Raw genomic sequence first — 14,650 nt, 5'->3', positions numbered from 1 at the left:
GCCCGGTGCCGGCTACGAGACCGCATTCGATCCTTCAGACGGAGCCATCGTGTCGATCAAAGCCGCCCTGCACCATGTCACGCATTACCGCTACGACCGGCCGATCAGCCTCGGTCCCCAGGTGGTGCGCCTGCGCCCGGCTCCGCACGCGCGCACCAAGGTGCCGGCCTACGCGCTGAGGGTGACGCCCGCCAACCACTTCCTGAACTGGCAGCAGGATCCGAGCGGCAACTGGCTCGCCCGCCTGGTCTTCCCGGAGAAGACCGACGAGCTGAAGATCGAGGTCGACCTCACCGCCGAGATGGCGGTGATCAACCCGTTCGACTTCTTCGTGGAGGATTACGCGCAAATCCGGACCTTCTCGTACGAGCCGGACCTGTCGGAGGAGCTGGCCCCCTACCTGATGCCCGTGGACGCGGACGGGCCGGAGATCGAGGCGCTGCTCGCACGGCTCCCCGAGGAGCCCAGCACGGTGCTGTTCCTGGTGGCTCTCAACGGCCTGATCGCCCGCGAGATCGCCTACGGCGTGCGCCTGGAGCCGGGCGTGCAGACGCCGGCCGAGACGCTGCGGCTCAAGAGCGGGTCGTGCCGCGATTCGGCCTGGCTGCTCGTGCAGGTGCTGCGCCGGATCGGGCTCGCGGCGCGCTTCGTCTCCGGCTACCTGATCCAGCTCGTGCCCGACACCACCGCGGTCGACGGCCCCGCCGGCGCGTCGGCGGACTTCACCGACCTGCACGCCTGGGCCGAGGTCTACCTGCCGGGCGCCGGCTGGATCGGCATGGACGCGACCTCCGGGCTGCTCACCGGCGAGGGCCACATCCCGCTCGCCGCGACCCCGCATTACCGCTCGGCCGCGCCGATCTCGGGGGCGGCCGAGCCGGCCAAGACCGAGTTCGGCTTCGAGATGCGGATCACCCGGGTCGCCGAGACGCCGCGGATCACCAAGCCGTATTCCGAGACGGTCTGGTCGGCCATGGACGCGCTCGGCGAGCGGGTGGACGCCGACCTCGTGGCCCAGGATGTCCGCCTGACCATGGGCGGCGAGCCGACCTTCGTGTCGGTGGACGATTTCGAGGCGCCGGAATGGAACATCGCCGCGGTCGGCCCGACCAAGCGGCGGATGGCCGACACGCTGATCCGGCGCCTGCGCGACCGGTTCGGCCCGGGCGGGCTGCTGCATTACGGGCAGGGCAAGTGGTACCCGGGCGAGAGCCTGCCGCGCTGGGCCTTCGCGCTGTACTGGCGCAAGGACGGCAAGCCGATCTGGAGCGACCCGGCCCTGATCGCCCCGGAGGTGGGCGAGGGGTCCGAGGGGACCGCCACGATCGCGCAGGCCAAGGCGTTGGCCGACGCGCTGGCCCGCCGGCTCGGTCTGTCCGACTACGTGTTCCCGACCTTCGAGGACGGCGAACTCTGGGAGAAGAAGGCGGCTGACCTGCCGGTCAACGTCACGCCGGCCGCCGCCAAGTCCGGCTCGGTGGAATTCGACGCCCGGATCCGGCGCGTCTACGCCCGCGGCCTCGGGGAGCCGGCGGGCTACGTCCTGCCGCTGGCGAGCCTGCCCACCGGCAAGGACGGCGATTCCGACCGGGTCTGGATCTCCGAGAAGTGGGCGTTCCGCCGGGGCCAGGCCTTCCTGGTGCCGGGCGATTCGCCCCTCGGCTTCCGGTTGCCCCTGTCGTCCCTGCCCTACGTGCCGCCCGAGCACTATCCCTACTACCAGCCGCAGGACCCGCTGGAGCCCCGCGGGCCGCTCCCCGACGATCCCAAGGCCGCGACGGTGGTCAACGGGGCCGGCATCACCGGCGTCGCGGTCCGCACCGCGCTGGCGATCGAGCCCCGGGACGGGATCGTGCGCGTGTTCATGCCGCCGACCCAGCGGGCCGACGAGTATCTCGAACTCGCCGCCCACCTCGAGGCGGCCGCCGCCGAACTGAGGCTGCCGATCCATGTCGAGGGCTACGAGCCGCCCTACGATGCGCGGATCGGCCTGATCAAGGTCACCCCCGATCCCGGCGTGATCGAGGTCAACGTCCACCCGGCCGCGTCCTGGCGCGAGGCGGTGGCGATCACCACCGACCTCTACGCCGAGGCAAGGCAGACCCGACTCGGCGCGGAGAAATTCATGGTCGACGGGCGCCACACCGGCACCGGCGGCGGCAACCACGTGGTCATGGGCGGCGTCACCCCGGACGATTCGCCGTTCCTGCGCCGGCCCGACCTGCTCAAGAGCCTCGTGCTCTACTGGCAGCGTCACCCGGCGCTCTCGTACCTGTTCTCCGGCCTCTACATCGGTCCGACCAGCCAGGCCCCGCGCATGGACGAGGCCCGCCACGACGGGCTCTACGAACTGGAGATCGCGCTGGCCCAGATCCCGGCCGCCGACGCGCCCAACATCCCGCGCTGGCTGGTCGACCGGGTGTTCCGCAACATCCTGGTGGACGTCACCGGCAACACCCACCGGGCCGAGATCTGCATCGACAAGCTGTACTCGCCGGACGGTCCGACCGGGCGCCTCGGCCTCCTGGAGTTCCGGGCCTTCGAGATGCCGCCGGACGCCCGCATGAGCCTCGCGCAGCAATTGCTGCTGCGGGCCCTTGTGGCGTGGCTGTGGCGCGAGCCGCAGACCGGGGGTTGTGTCCGCTGGGGCACGAACCTCCACGATCGCTTCATGCTGCCGCATTTCCTCTGGGCCGACTTCCTCGGGGTGCTGGAGGATCTGCGGGCGGCGGGCTACGCTTTCGACCCGGTCGCCTTCGAGGCGCAGGCCCAGTTCCGCTTCCCGGTCTTCGGCGTGGTCGAGCAGGGCGGGGTCCGGATGGAGCTGCGCCAGGCGCTGGAGCCCTGGCACGTGATGGGCGAGGAAGGGACCAGCGGGGGCACCGTGCGCTTCGTCGACAGCTCGGTCGAGCGGCTTCAGGTCAAGGTCGAGGGCTTCGTGCCCGAGCGGCACGTCATCGCCTGCAACGGGCGCCGGCTGCCCATGACCGGCACCGGCCGCGGCGGCGAGGCCGTGGCGGGCCTGCGCTTCAAGGCGTGGCAGCCGGCCTCCTCGCTGCACCCGACGATCCCGGCGCACTCGCCCCTGACCTTCGACATCCTCGACGTCTGGAGCGGGCGTTCGCTCGGCGGCTGCCGCTACCACGTCGCCCACCCGGGCGGACGGAACTACGAGACCCACCCGGTCAACGCCTACGAGGCGGAGGGGCGCCGCCTCGCCCGCTTCGAGCCCCTCGGCCACACGCCGGGCCGGGTCGAGATGCCCCGCGCGGAGACGAACCCCGAGTTCCCGCTGACCCTCGACCTGCGCACGCCGGCCCCGACATGACCGGAGCCCGGTGATGGAGGCGGCGCTCGCGGCCGGCGCCGCCCGGACCGAGGCGGGCGAGAGCCCGCAGGAGCGCGTCGCGCGCTGGACCGCGGGCTATCGGCCCGTCTCCGGCCGTCCCGACGAGTTCCTGGGCGGCGACGGCGCCCCCCGGGGGGCGTGGCCGCGCCTGCTCGACCATCTCGGGGCGCTCACCGAGCCGGAGATCCTGGCCCGCTTCGTCTCGGCCGAGCGGCACATCCGGGATGCCGGCATCTCGTTCCGGATCTCCGGCGACCAGCGCGAGCATCCCTGGCCGCTCGACTGCCTGCCCCTGGTGGTCGAGGCCGCCGAGTGGCGCGACCTCAGCGCCGGGATCGTCCAGCGCGCGGAACTGATGGAGGCGATCCTCGCCGATTGCTACGGCGAGGGCCGCCTGGTCGCCGACGGGCTGCTGCCCGCCGCGATCGTGGCCGGGACGCCCGAGTTCCTCCACCCCCTGCACGGGGTCGCGCCCCCCGGGGGCCACTACCTGAAGCTCTACGCCGCCGATCTCGGCCGGGGGCCGGACGGGCGCTGGCAGGTCTTGGCCGACCGGACGCAGGCGCCCTCGGGCCTCGGCTGGGCGCTGGAGAACCGCATGGTCCTGGCCCGGACCTTCCCGGACTTCTTCCAGGACCTCCACGTCGAGCGCCTGCCGGCCTTCTTCCAGGCGTTTCGCGATGGGCTGGCGCTCGGGGCCGAGCGCTCCGACCCGCGCATCTGCCTGCTGACCTCGGGGCCCTACAGCAGCACCTATGTCGAGCAGGCGGCGTTGGCCCGGTATCTCGGCCTGATGCTGGTCGAGGGCGACGACCTCGTCATGCGCGACGGCGCGCTGCACGTGCGCACCGTCTCGGGCCTGAAGCGGGCCGACGCCCTGTGGCGGCGGATCGACGCCGACTACCTCGACCCCCTCGAGCTGAACCCGGCCTCGCGCCTGGGCGTGCCCGGGGTGATCGAGGCCCTGCGCAACGGCTCCCTGGTGATGGCCAACATGCCGGGCTCCGGGCTGGTCGAATCCGCCGCGCTCGCCCCGTATCTCGACGGCATCGCCCGCCGGCTGCTGGGCGCGCCCCTGCGGCTCGGGCATCCCCGGGCCTGGTGGTGCGGCGACCTCGAAGGCCTGGCCCACGCCCAGGCGAACCTCGACAGCCTGACCCTGCGCCCGGCAGCCACGCCCCAGCGCGGGGCCGGCCGCGACGCGATGCTGGCGCCGCACGCCTTGGCGGCCGAGCGGGCGCGGGTGGTGGCGGCCCTGCGCGACCGGCCGTTCGACTACGTCGCCCAGGAGGCCGCGCCGCTCTCGACCATGCCGGGCTGGGAGCGCGGCGACAACGGCCTCTCCCTGGTGCCCCGCCCCTTCGTGGTGCGCGTCTTCGCGGCCCGGACGCCCGCGGGCTGGCAGGTCATGCCGGGGGGCTTCTGCCGGGTCTCGGAGCGCGAGGACGTCGACCCGATCGAGATGCGGCTCGGCATCCGCTCGGCCGACCTGTGGGTGCTGTCCGAGAGCCCCGTCGAGGCGCCGCTGATCGGCTCCCACGCGGCCCCGCGGGTGCGCCGGGTCGGCGGCCACCTGCCGTCGCGTGCCGCCGACGGCCTGTTCTGGTTCGGCCGCTACCTCGAACGCGCCGAGGCGGTGATCCGTCTGGTCCTGGCGCACCTGCGCAGCGTCGGCGACGCCGTGGGGGCAGACATCTCCGGGGCCCTCGACACGCCGGCCGCCCTGGCCCTGCGGGCGCTCCTCTACGAATGGGGCGCCACCGGCGCCACCGACCTGCCCACGGCCCGGCTCGCCCAGGAGGCGCTGACCGGGCGCGAGCGCTCGGGCTCGGCCCGCGCCCACATCGTCTCGGCCCGGCGCAACGCCGCCGCGCTCCGCGCCCGCCTCTCCGGCGAGGCCTGGCGGGTGCTGGCCGACCTGATCGAGATCGTGTCGCTGGACACCGACCGGGCCTTCACCGAGTCGCAGCTCGCCGGCCGCGCCGAGCGGGCGCTGAGCCAGCTCGCCGCCCTGTCCGGGCTCACCCACGAGAACATGAGCCGGGCGGAGGGCTGGCACTTCGTCGAGCTCGGCCGGCGCGTCGAGCGGGCGATCAACACCTGCACCTTCGCGCTGTCCTTCGCCAACGACGAGGCGACCCCGGGCTGCCTCGGGGTGATGCTCTCGCTCAGCGACTCGCAGATCAGCTACGGCCGGCGCTACATGCAGGGCGCGGCCCTCGACCCGGTCCGCGACATGGTGCTGCTCGACCCCTACAACCCGCGCTCGATCGCCTTCCAGGCGGAGGCGATCGCCCGGCACCTCGACGACCTGCCGGCCCTGTCGGCCGACGGCATCCCGGAGCCGCATCGCCGCATCGCTTCCCGGATCCTGGCGGAGCTGCGCAGCGGCGAGGCCGCCGATTTCGACGCCGTGCGCCTCACCGCCCTGGAGACCGACCTCGAACGCCTCGCCGACGGCATCGCGGTGCGTTACTTTCCGGCCGGGCCGAACGCGCTGCGCCCGGAAAAGCTGACGGGTCTGGCGTGATGATGGACCCCGTGGATTCCGGCTTGGATTCCCGGTGGGATTCTCGGCCCTGCGTCAGGATCGCCGCAAGACCGGTGATCCTTTCGGCCTATGATGCCTGCGACAGACGTCAAATCGCGCGGCCGCCGGGATGATCTACACGCTGCGCCACCGCACGACCTACCGCTACGGCAAGCCGGTGCGCTTCGCCCGCTGCGCCCTGCGGCTCAAGCCGCAGGACGGCGAGGGCCAGAGCGTGCTGGCGAGCGCCGTGACCATCGACCCGAGCCCCACCACCGCGGTGATGCGGCGTGACTATTTCGGGATCGAGGCCGTGGCGATCACCCTCGACACCCCCCACACCACCTTCAGCGTCGAGGCGCTCTCCACCGTGCGGGTCGAGCGCCGCGTCCCGCCGGAGCCCGAGGCCGGCCAGCCGTGGGAGCGGGTCCGCGACGCCGTGGTGGCCGGGTGCGACCTCCGCGGCCGGGCGCCGGTCCATTTCCTGTTCCCGAGCGGCCGGGTCCCCCTCGTCCCCGCTGTCACCGACTACGCCCGCGCCAGCTTCATGCCGGGCCGCAGCGCCTATGGGACGGCCTACGACCTGATGCTGCGCATCCGCGCCGACTTCCGGTTCGACGCCAAGGCCACGAATGTGCGCACGCCGCTCGCCGAATCCTTCGCGCTCCGGGCCGGGGTCTGCCAGGATTTCGCCCACGTGATGATCGCGGGCCTGCGCGGCATGGGGCTGCCGGCCGCCTATGTCAGCGGCTACCTGCGGACCGTGCCGCCGCCGGGCCGGCCGCGCCTGCTCGGCGCGGATGCGAGCCACGCCTGGGTGGCGGTCTGGTGCGGCAACGGCTGGCTCGGCCTCGACCCGACCAACGGCGTGGCGGTGCGGGACGACCACATCGTGGTGGCCCGGGGCCGCGACTACGGCGACGTGGCGCCGGTGGACGGCATCGTCAGCGGCTCGGGCAAGCAGCGCCTCAAGGTCGAGGTCGACGTGATCCCCGAGACCGAGACGCAGGATTTTTCCCAAGCCGGTCTCGCCCTGGTGGGGTGAAACCAGGCCCGGCCGCGTCGCTCGGCGCGCCGTGACGGCGACGTGTCGGGGTTGCCCGCTTCGCCTTGACGTTCCTCGCGGCGTCATCCCATCTGCTTCCTGTTACGCAGGGGGGCATCGATGGCCACGCCCATCGCTCAGCAGGTTCGGAAGCATCGGGATGCCTTGCGCGCGGCGGGGCTCCGGCCGGTGCAGTTCTGGGTGCCGGACACGAGCCGGCCGGGCTTCGCCGAGGAATGCCGGCGGCAATCGCGGCTGGTGGCGGCAGCCGATGCGTCCGACCCTGAGCTGAACGCCATCCTCGACGCCGCCCTCGCGGATCTGGACGACCTAGCCGAGTCGTGAGGCGCGGCGATCTCGTCACCGTGGCTAAAGCATCGTTCCGAAAGGTGGCCTCCGGCTTTCGGAAAAGGACGATGCGAATCAACGCGCTAGGGCGGGCGATTTCGGGAAACCGCGTCCGGCCCTCGTGATCCAGTCCGACGCATTCGCGCAGACCGGCACCGTGACGGTCCTCCTGCTGTCGGCGACCTTGGTGGACGCGCCGCTGATCCGGCTGACCGTGCAGCCGACGCCGGGGAACGGCCTGAACAAGCCGTCTCAGATCCAGATCGACAAGGGCATGTCGGTGAGGCGCGAGAAGGTCGGGGCGTCGATCGGCCGCCTCGATGACGCGACCCTGCTGGCGGTGACGCGTTCCCTCGCGCTGTTCCTCGGTCTCGCGTAGTTTTGGCGACCGGATCGGCCGTCCTCACCACATCGTCTTGGCGGCCCGCCCCGGCCATTCCGCGTCGTAGGCCTGGCCGCCGACCTCCCCCGCGGTGAGCGCGGCCAGGATCGCCCCGGGGCTCGGCAGGTCCGCCGGATCGACCCGGGCCTCGGGCTCCCACAGCCGGGCGCGAACGATCGCCCGGGCGCATTGAAAATACGCCGCCTCGACCGTGATCACGAGGGCCGTGCGCGGCGCGTGCCCGTCTACGCGGAACGAATCCAGAAGATCCGGGTCGGCCGAGATCACGGCGGTGCCGTTCACCCGGAAGGTCGTGCCCGAGCCCGGGATCAGGAACAGCAGCGCCACCCGCGGGTCGCGCACGACGTTGCGCAGGGAATCGATCCGGTTGTTGCCGCGCCGGTCGGGCAGGATCAGCGTGCGCGGGCCGGCCACCCGCACGAAGCCCGGCCGGTCGCCCCGGGGGCTGCAATCGAGCCCCTCGGGGCCGCTGGTCGCCAGCACCGCGAACGGCGCGGCGGCGATCAGCGCCGCGTAGTCCGGCATGATCGTCGCCGTGACCTTGGCCACGGAGGCGGGCGCCAGGGACGGCGCGTAGATCGCCTCCAGCGCCGCGATGCTGTCGACGACCACCGCGCTCACGCGACGCCTTCGGCGGGGCGGCCCACGAAGGCGGCGTGCTCCGCCACCAGGGCCCCCGACAGGGCCGACGCGATCAGGGCCCGGGTCTCCGCCACCCCGTAGAGGGCCACGAAGGAGCCGAAGCGCGGCCCCCGCGCCTCGCCGAACAGCACGTTGTACAGGCTCGTGAACCACGCCTGCGACACACCCGGACGCCCGTCCGGGCTCTTGGCCTTGCCGGACGTATCGGGGAAGTGGCGCCGCCCGACCTCGTAGACCGCCGCCTGCAGGGCCTCCGGATCGGTGGAGCCGGCATGGGCCGCCAGGGTCTCCGACAGGTCATCGAGGGCCGCCCGCTCCTCCTCCGTCGGCGCCCGGTAGGTCTTGGCCGGCCGGACGAAATCCGAAAAATACTTGAGAGCGTGGACCACCAGCCGGTCGAGCCCCGGATGGGTCTCCGGCCCGGTCTGCGGCGCATAGCGGCGGATGAAGCCCCACAGCACCGCCGGATCCTCGGTGTTGGCCACCGCGGCGAGGTTGAGCAGCATCGCGAAGGTCAGGCTCGCGCCCTCGACCCGCTCCGGCTCGGGCGGGTTCCCGGCATGCAGGTGCCAGACCGGGTTGCCGAGGCGCAGCTTCGCGTCCTGGCCGGAATAGCGGTCGAGGAAGCCGATATACTCGTCGACGTTGCGCGGGATCACGTCGAAGAACAGGCGCTTGGCCTCGCGGGGCTTGTTGTACATGAACAGACCCAAAGATTCCGGCGTGCCGTACTTCAGCCAGTCGTCGATGGTCAGGCCGTTGCCCTTCGACTTCGAGATCTTTTGGCCCTTCTCGTCGAGGAACAGCTCGTAGTTGAACCCGTCCGGCGGCTCGCCGCCGAGCGCCCGGGCGATCTTGCCCGACAGCTTGACCGAATCGATCAGGTCCTTGCCGGCCATCTCGTAATCGATGCCGAGCGCGACCCAGCGCATCGCCCAGTCGGGCTTCCATTGCAGCTTGGCGTGGCCGCCGGTCACCGGGGTCTCGTAGCGCTCGCCCGTGGCGGGATCGCGCCAGACCAGCGTACCGGTCTCGACCCGCACCTCGTCGATCGGCACCTGCATGACGTGGCCGGTGACCGGGTGCAGGGGCAGGAACGGCGAATAGGAGGCCGAGCGTTCCGCGCGCAGCGACGGCAGCATGATCTCCATCACGGCATCGTAGCGCTCCAGGACGCGCATCAAAGCCGCATCGAACACGCCCGAGCGATAGCAGTCCGTCGCCGAGCGGAACTCGTAGGCGAACCCGAAGGCATCCAGGAAGCGGCGCAGCTCGGCGTTGTTGTGCGCCCCGAAGCTGTCGTGGGTGCCGAACGGGTCCGGCACGCGGGTGAGCGGCTGGTTGAGATGCGCGGCCAGCATCTCGCGGTTGGGCACGTTGTCCGGGACCTTGCGCAGCCCGTCCATGTCGTCCGAGAAGGCGATCAGCCGGGTCGGCACCGCGTCCCGGGTCAGCACCCGGAAGGCGTGGCGGACCATGGAGGTGCGGGCGACCTCCCCGAAGGTGCCGATATGCGGCAGCCCCGACGGCCCGTAGCCGGTCTCGAACACCACCTCGGTCGTGCCGGATTTCTCCAGCCGCGCGACGAGCTTGCGCGCCTCCTCGAAGGGCCAGGCGGCGGCGGTGGCGGCCGCCTCGATCAGGTCGGGGTCGAGGGTCAGGGCAGGTGCGGCGGGCATGATCTGGGGACTGAGGGTACGCTGGGATCGCGCACCCTAGAGCGGTTCGAGCCCCAGCGGAACGCCCGTCGGCGCAATCCGGTGTCCCGGCGGCGTTCGGGGCGACTGTGGGCCTTCAGGACTGTGGCTGGCGCGCGGCATGCCGGACGCCGAGGATGACGATCTCATCCGTCGCGACGCGATATGTGATCGCGTAGGGGGATGGGCGTACCCGGAGACGTCGGACACCGGGCCGGGCCGTCACGGAGCCTGCAAAGGGATGTCGCAGGAGAAGGTCGATGGCCGCCCGAAGCCGCAGTTGGACCTTGCGCGCGTCCTGCGGGTTCTTCTGGTCAAGGTAGGCCAGAGCCTTGCCGAGTTCCGATGCCGCGGGCTGGGTGAGCGCAGCCTCACAGGCCATATTTGGCCCAGATGGCGCGCACCTCCGATTCCGTCGCGAACTTGCCACGCGCAGCCGCTGCCTCGGATTCGTCGAGTTCCGCCTCCTCCTCCGGGGTGAACCGGTAGAGCGGCGCGTCCTCATCGACGAAGGCCAGCATCAGGCGTGCGATCTCGTCCTGCACTTCCGGGGCAAAAGTTTTTGCCCGCGCCACCGCCTTGTCGAGCAGATCCGTCATGCCTCGATCCTGTCGGAGAGACCCCGCGCGGTGCAGGATCCCCGACTCGCTGCCGGGAAGAAAGCCCTCAGAACGGGCTCACCGGGAAGAACCGCAGGTACAGCTCGGTGTATTTCCCGTCGTCCCAGACCCGCTGGAGCGCGTCGTCCAGCGCCCGGGAGAGGGCGGCGTCCTCCGGGCGGGTGATCAGCCCGATGCCCTCGCCGAAATAGCGGTTCTCCAGGTAGGCGCCGCCGATCAGGGCACAGCAATTCTCCGCCTCCTGGCCGCCGACATAGAGGGCGAGGTTGAGGCCGTCGGCGAACAGGTAGTCGATCTCGCCGCGCTTGAGCGCGCCCTCGGCGGCCGCGAGGTCGAGGAACTCCTTCGGGACGGCTTTGGGGAAGAACGCCTTCAGGTAGGCCGCATGCGCGCTGCCGCCCATCACCCCGACGCTGCGGCCGGCGAGCGCCGCCGCCGAGGGGACCGGCAGGCCCTTGTCGGCCCGCGCGGCGAAGCGCGCCGGCCAGCGGAAATACGGGCGCGTCGCCAGGAATTTCTCGCGTAGGGGCGCGGTCAGCGGGATGGCGGCCGCGATCACGTCGCCCTGGCGGCTGTCCAGGGCGTCCAGCAGGGTGTCGAAGCGGCGCGCCTGCACCGTGCAGGTGATCGTCAACTTCTCGCAAACCGCCCGGGCGAGCTCGACCACGAAGCCGGTCGGGTTGCCGTCCGTGCCGGCAAAGTGCAGCGGCGGGAACTCGTCGTCGGTCAGGAATCGAACGGCCCGGCCGGTCTGGGGCGCCTCGATCCGCTCGCCGCGGCTGCGCGGATTCCAGAAATCCGGGACCGTCACGGCGGGCGTCGCCTCCTGCGGCGCGGCGGTCGCCGCCGCACGGGCGGGCAGCGGACCGGTCCAGACGAGAGCGGCGAGCGCAGCCAAGGCGAGCACGGCGAAAGCGCGTGCGGATCGCGCTCCGCCCGCCCTTGACGGCGGAAATGCGGCGATGCTCCTCTCGGAGGGCGGGAACGGGGTCTGGCTCACGCCCCTCCCCTATCACGTCCTGCCCTACCACGTCCTGGGGCTGCCGGGGGAGCGTCGGCATGTCGGTGCAGCGCCTGCCCACGGCCGCGATCGCCCCGAGGATGTCCCTTCCGCCGGAGATCGCGTTCCTGCTTGCCGAAGGGATCGACGCCCACCTCCTGACCCGGGCGGCCCGGGACGCCGCCGCCGCCGGGACCGATGCGGCGACCGCGCTGCTGAATGCCGGGCTGATGGAGGAGACGGCCTATTACCGCGCCCTGGCCCGACGCCTCGGCGCCCCGTTCCTCGGCGGTCCGATCCCGTTCGGCCTGGGTCTACGCTTCCCCGACAGCCTGGTCGCCGGGCTCGCGCCCCTCGCCCTCGGATCTGGCGCCGCCTGCGTGCTGGCGCCCCGTGGCCGGCTGATCGCCGAGCTGCTCGACGGGCCGCGCCGCGCCGCGATGCCGGCGATCACCAGCCCGACGCATCTGCGCGAGGCGGTGTTCGCCGCGATCCCGGGGGCGGTTGCGGATCACGCCGCGCAGGATCTGCGGCGGCACGCGCCCGAACGGTCCGTGCCCTCCGAGCCGGCGAGCCGGTGGCTGCTGCTCCTCGTCCTCGTGCTGATCGCGGGGCTCTGCCTGTTCGCGGTGTTGCCGGCGCCCCTCGCCCGTGCCGTGACCCTGACCGGGCAGGCCCTGTTCCTGGCCATGACGACGGTCCGGCTCGCCGCGCCGATCATCGCGGCGCCGGTGGCGGCCGAGGCCGTCGAGCTGCTCGCCGACGCCCACCTGCCGGTCTACACGGTGCTCGTCGCCCTCCACCGCGAGGCGGCGGTGGTGCCCGACCTGATCCGGGGACTCGCTGCCCTCGACTATCCGCCGGCGAAGCTCGACATCAAGCTGCTGATCGAGGCGGACGACGCCGAGACCGCGGCCGCCCTGGCGCCGATCGCCCTGCCGGCCCGATTCGAGGTGATCACGGTGCCGCCGGGGGCGCCCCGCACCAAGCCGCGGGCGCTCAATGCCGCGCTGCCGCTCGCCCGCGGCGCCCTGCTCACGGTCTACGACGCCGAGGACGTGCCCGATCCCGGGCAGCTGCGGCTGGCCGCGTCGCTGTTCGCGCGCCTGCCCGAAAGGACCGCCTGCCTGCAGGGCCGCCTCGTGATCGACAATGCCGGCGATTCCCGTCTGGCCCGGGCCTTCGCGCTGGAATACGCGGGCCTGTTCGACGTGCTGAACCCGGCGCTCGCGCGCCTCGACGTGCCGGTCCCCCTCGGGGGCACATCGATGCACCTGCGCACCCGGGTGCTGCGGGCGCTGCACGGCTGGGACCCCTGGAACGTCACCGAGGATGCCGATCTCGGGATGCGGCTCGCCCTGGCGGGCTACGCGGTCGGCGACCTGCCGAGCGCCACGATCGAGGAGGCGCCGGCCCGGCTGGGCCCCTGGCTGGCCCAGCGCACCCGCTGGCTGAAGGGCCTGATGCAGACCAGCCTCGCCCATGGCCGCCGCCCCCTGGCCAACGCCTGCCGCCTCGGCACCCTGGAGGCGCTCTGCGCGGCGGCGCTGGTGCCCGGCACGGTGGCCTCGGCGCTCGCCTACCCCGTCTGCCTCGCCTACGCCGCCTGGCGTTACTTGGTCGCGGAGATTCCGGCCGCCCCGTCCTTCCCGGACAACCTCGTGGCCGGGGTCGCCATGACGCTGTTCGGTGTGGGGTTCGCCGCCATGGTGCTGCCGACCCTGATCGGCTGCGCCCGGCGCGGCTGGGGCGACCTGGCGCAGTCGGCCCCCTGGATGCCGGTCTATTTCCTGCTCGTCAGCCTGGCGGCGTGGCTCGCCCTGATCGAGCTGGTCCGCGCGCCGGTGCGCTGGAACAAGACGCCGCACGGCCTGTCGCGCACCTCGCGCAGCGGCCGGCTGCGACGGCGGGCGCCGCCGTGACGGGCGGTTTCCGATGGCTCGGCCGCCACGCGCGTGCGGAACTTTGGGAACAGTCGGCCAAGCCGGCTCGTTCGGCCCCTGCGGCACGTCGCTTTGGCGAGCCGGAGACGACTAGGACAACTCTATGGCTACCGGTACCGTGAAGTGGTTCAACGAGACCAAGGGCTACGGCTTCATCCAGCCCGATGATGGCGGCAAGGACGTGTTCGTCCACATCTCGGCTGTCGAGCGCGCAGGGATGCGCAACCTGATCGAGGGACAGAAGATCTCCTACGACGTCGAGGCCGATCGGCGCAGCGGCAAGGAGAGCGCGGCCAACCTCAAGGCCGACTGAGCTTTCCCGATCCGGGACCGAGGCGCGCGCATCCGCTTGCGCTTTGGCTAACCGGAGCCGGCTATCACCGGTCCTGCGAGCCGCGTTGCGTATCGGCTCGCGCCGGTGAGATCCACGACCCCCCGCTGCCCGGTGATCGGATCCGGGCGCGGGGGGGCGTGTCACGCCTCGTCCCCGGACGAATGGGCGACCGCCGGACCCCGGTAGAGCAAGGTCGCGTGCCGGTCATGCGTCTTCCACACCGGCAACGAACCCTCCCGAACGAACATCGCGAAGGCCTCGACCGCCTCCCAGCGCTCGAACGCGTCCGCGCCGTCCAGGGCACGACCCACGATACAGGCGGCCTCCGGGGCGTCTGGGGATGAGCCGGGACTGCGACGCTCCAGCGCGAAGACGACGCCCGCCCGATCGGGCCTCAATGCGTCCGGCAGGGCGCCGATCCGACGCCAGAGGCAGTGCCATTGCACGCAGGCCTCGGGACGCTCGGGGTAGATCCCGCAATCCCGGCCGGAATTGTGCCGGCACAGGGTTCCCGCCGGCTTGGCCAGCGCCTTGATCTCCAGGATGCGGCAGCAGGCCGTGCAGGATCCGCAGGATCGGCCGGGAACGAGCGCGCCTGCGGCGTTTGGGACGGTCAAGCGCGGGGTGCCGCGGCCGGGTTTGTCATCGCTGCCGATCCTGTCGGGGGCGGGTGCCGCGAGGACGCCCGCCCGGGCTGCTAAACTGTTGAAATCACCGCCTGCGGTGCAGGACCTTGCCG

Annotated in this window: 13 protein-coding genes; 7 read left to right on the top strand and 6 right to left on the bottom strand. The window is 72.2% G+C overall.

Features of this window, described 5'->3' with window-relative positions; genetic code table 11:
• Window positions 1-49 precede the first annotated feature (49 nt).
• The 5 genes from MFF40_RS04260 (at window position 50) to MFF40_RS04240 (ending at window position 7,651) form a co-directional block, all read left to right on the top strand.
• Window positions 50-3,328, top strand: a complete 3,279-nt coding sequence (locus MFF40_RS04260) for a transglutaminase family protein (protein WP_147855022.1) — start codon at window positions 50-52, stop codon at window positions 3,326-3,328.
• A gap of 13 nt (window positions 3,329-3,341) precedes the next feature.
• On the top strand, window positions 3,342-5,879 hold the full coding sequence (locus MFF40_RS04255) for a circularly permuted type 2 ATP-grasp protein (RefSeq protein ID WP_238259755.1): 2,538 nt from the start codon (window positions 3,342-3,344) through the stop codon (window positions 5,877-5,879).
• Window positions 5,880-6,009: 130 nt separating this feature from the next.
• Entirely contained in the window at window positions 6,010-6,924 is a 915-nt protein-coding gene (locus tag MFF40_RS04250; protein WP_147854602.1) for a transglutaminase family protein, read from the top strand.
• Between the two features lie 120 nt (window positions 6,925-7,044).
• The gene (locus tag MFF40_RS04245) at window positions 7,045-7,269 is read left to right on the top strand and encodes an antitoxin MazE family protein (RefSeq protein WP_147854603.1); all 225 of its coding nucleotides are present in this window, start codon (window positions 7,045-7,047) and stop codon (window positions 7,267-7,269) included.
• Window positions 7,270-7,300: 31 nt separating this feature from the next.
• The gene (locus MFF40_RS04240; RefSeq protein ID WP_147854604.1) at window positions 7,301-7,651 is read left to right on the top strand and encodes a type II toxin-antitoxin system PemK/MazF family toxin; all 351 of its coding nucleotides are present in this window, start codon (window positions 7,301-7,303) and stop codon (window positions 7,649-7,651) included.
• A gap of 24 nt (window positions 7,652-7,675) precedes the next feature.
• On the opposite strand, the gene MFF40_RS04235 is transcribed toward MFF40_RS04240, so the two are convergent.
• The 5 genes from MFF40_RS04235 to MFF40_RS04215 all read right to left on the bottom strand — a co-directional run bounded on the left by MFF40_RS04235 (window position 7,676) and on the right by MFF40_RS04215 (window position 11,496).
• On the bottom strand, window positions 7,676-8,287 hold the full coding sequence (locus MFF40_RS04235) for a pyridoxamine 5'-phosphate oxidase family protein (protein WP_147854611.1): 612 nt from the start codon (window positions 8,285-8,287) through the stop codon (window positions 7,676-7,678).
• A gap of 5 nt (window positions 8,288-8,292) precedes the next feature.
• Entirely contained in the window at window positions 8,293-9,996 is a 1,704-nt protein-coding gene (locus tag MFF40_RS04230; RefSeq protein WP_147854605.1) for a lysine--tRNA ligase, read from the bottom strand.
• Window positions 9,997-10,111: 115 nt separating this feature from the next.
• Entirely contained in the window at window positions 10,112-10,396 is a 285-nt protein-coding gene (locus tag MFF40_RS04225) for a type II toxin-antitoxin system RelE/ParE family toxin (RefSeq protein WP_147854606.1), read from the bottom strand.
• A complete protein-coding gene (locus MFF40_RS04220) occupies window positions 10,386-10,613 on the bottom strand; it encodes a hypothetical protein (RefSeq protein WP_147854607.1) in 228 nt (75 codons plus the stop codon). Before MFF40_RS04220 ends, MFF40_RS04225 begins: the two co-directional genes overlap by 11 nt.
• Window positions 10,614-10,680: 67 nt before the next feature.
• Window positions 10,681-11,496, bottom strand: a complete 816-nt coding sequence (locus MFF40_RS04215; protein WP_238259783.1) for a transporter substrate-binding domain-containing protein — start codon at window positions 11,494-11,496, stop codon at window positions 10,681-10,683.
• A 197-nt stretch (window positions 11,497-11,693) separates the two neighbouring features.
• Between MFF40_RS04215 and MFF40_RS04210 the strand changes: the two genes are divergently transcribed.
• Together MFF40_RS04210 and MFF40_RS04205 are read left to right on the top strand one after the other, a co-directional pair.
• On the top strand, window positions 11,694-13,556 hold the full coding sequence (locus tag MFF40_RS04210; RefSeq protein ID WP_147854608.1) for a glycosyltransferase family 2 protein: 1,863 nt from the start codon (window positions 11,694-11,696) through the stop codon (window positions 13,554-13,556).
• Window positions 13,557-13,680: 124 nt separating this feature from the next.
• Entirely contained in the window at window positions 13,681-13,890 is a 210-nt protein-coding gene (locus tag MFF40_RS04205; RefSeq protein WP_007563113.1) for a cold-shock protein, read from the top strand.
• A 161-nt stretch (window positions 13,891-14,051) separates the two neighbouring features.
• Here MFF40_RS04205 and MFF40_RS04200 read toward each other — a convergent pair whose 3' ends face one another.
• A complete protein-coding gene (locus MFF40_RS04200; protein WP_238259751.1) occupies window positions 14,052-14,528 on the bottom strand; it encodes a hypothetical protein in 477 nt (158 codons plus the stop codon).
• Between the last annotated feature and the right edge of the window lie 122 nt (window positions 14,529-14,650).

Origin of the sequence: Methylobacterium mesophilicum (genome assembly GCF_022179445.1) — a bacterium.
Classification (GTDB): domain Bacteria; phylum Pseudomonadota; class Alphaproteobacteria; order Rhizobiales; family Beijerinckiaceae; genus Methylobacterium; species Methylobacterium mesophilicum.
Note: the sequence above shows the minus strand (reverse complement) of the source record. Positions and strands in the feature narration are given on the sequence as shown.

Excerpts from the sequence above, each read along its gene's own strand:
- MFF40_RS04255 (WP_238259755.1), top strand. The coding sequence starts at position 3,342 with ATGGAGGCGGCGCTCGCGGCCGGCGCCGCCCGGACCGAGGCGGGCGAG.
- MFF40_RS04250 (WP_147854602.1), top strand. The coding sequence starts at position 6,010 with ATGATCTACACGCTGCGCCACCGCACGACCTACCGCTACGGCAAGCCG.
- MFF40_RS04245 (WP_147854603.1), top strand. The coding sequence starts at position 7,045 with ATGGCCACGCCCATCGCTCAGCAGGTTCGGAAGCATCGGGATGCCTTG.
- MFF40_RS04230 (WP_147854605.1), bottom strand. The coding sequence starts at position 9,996 with ATGCCCGCCGCACCTGCCCTGACCCTCGACCCCGACCTGATCGAGGCG.
- MFF40_RS04225 (WP_147854606.1), bottom strand. The coding sequence starts at position 10,396 with ATGGCCTGTGAGGCTGCGCTCACCCAGCCCGCGGCATCGGAACTCGGC.
- MFF40_RS04220 (WP_147854607.1), bottom strand. The coding sequence starts at position 10,613 with ATGACGGATCTGCTCGACAAGGCGGTGGCGCGGGCAAAAACTTTTGCC.
- MFF40_RS04210 (WP_147854608.1), top strand. The coding sequence starts at position 11,694 with ATGTCGGTGCAGCGCCTGCCCACGGCCGCGATCGCCCCGAGGATGTCC.
- MFF40_RS04205 (WP_007563113.1), top strand. The coding sequence starts at position 13,681 with ATGGCTACCGGTACCGTGAAGTGGTTCAACGAGACCAAGGGCTACGGC.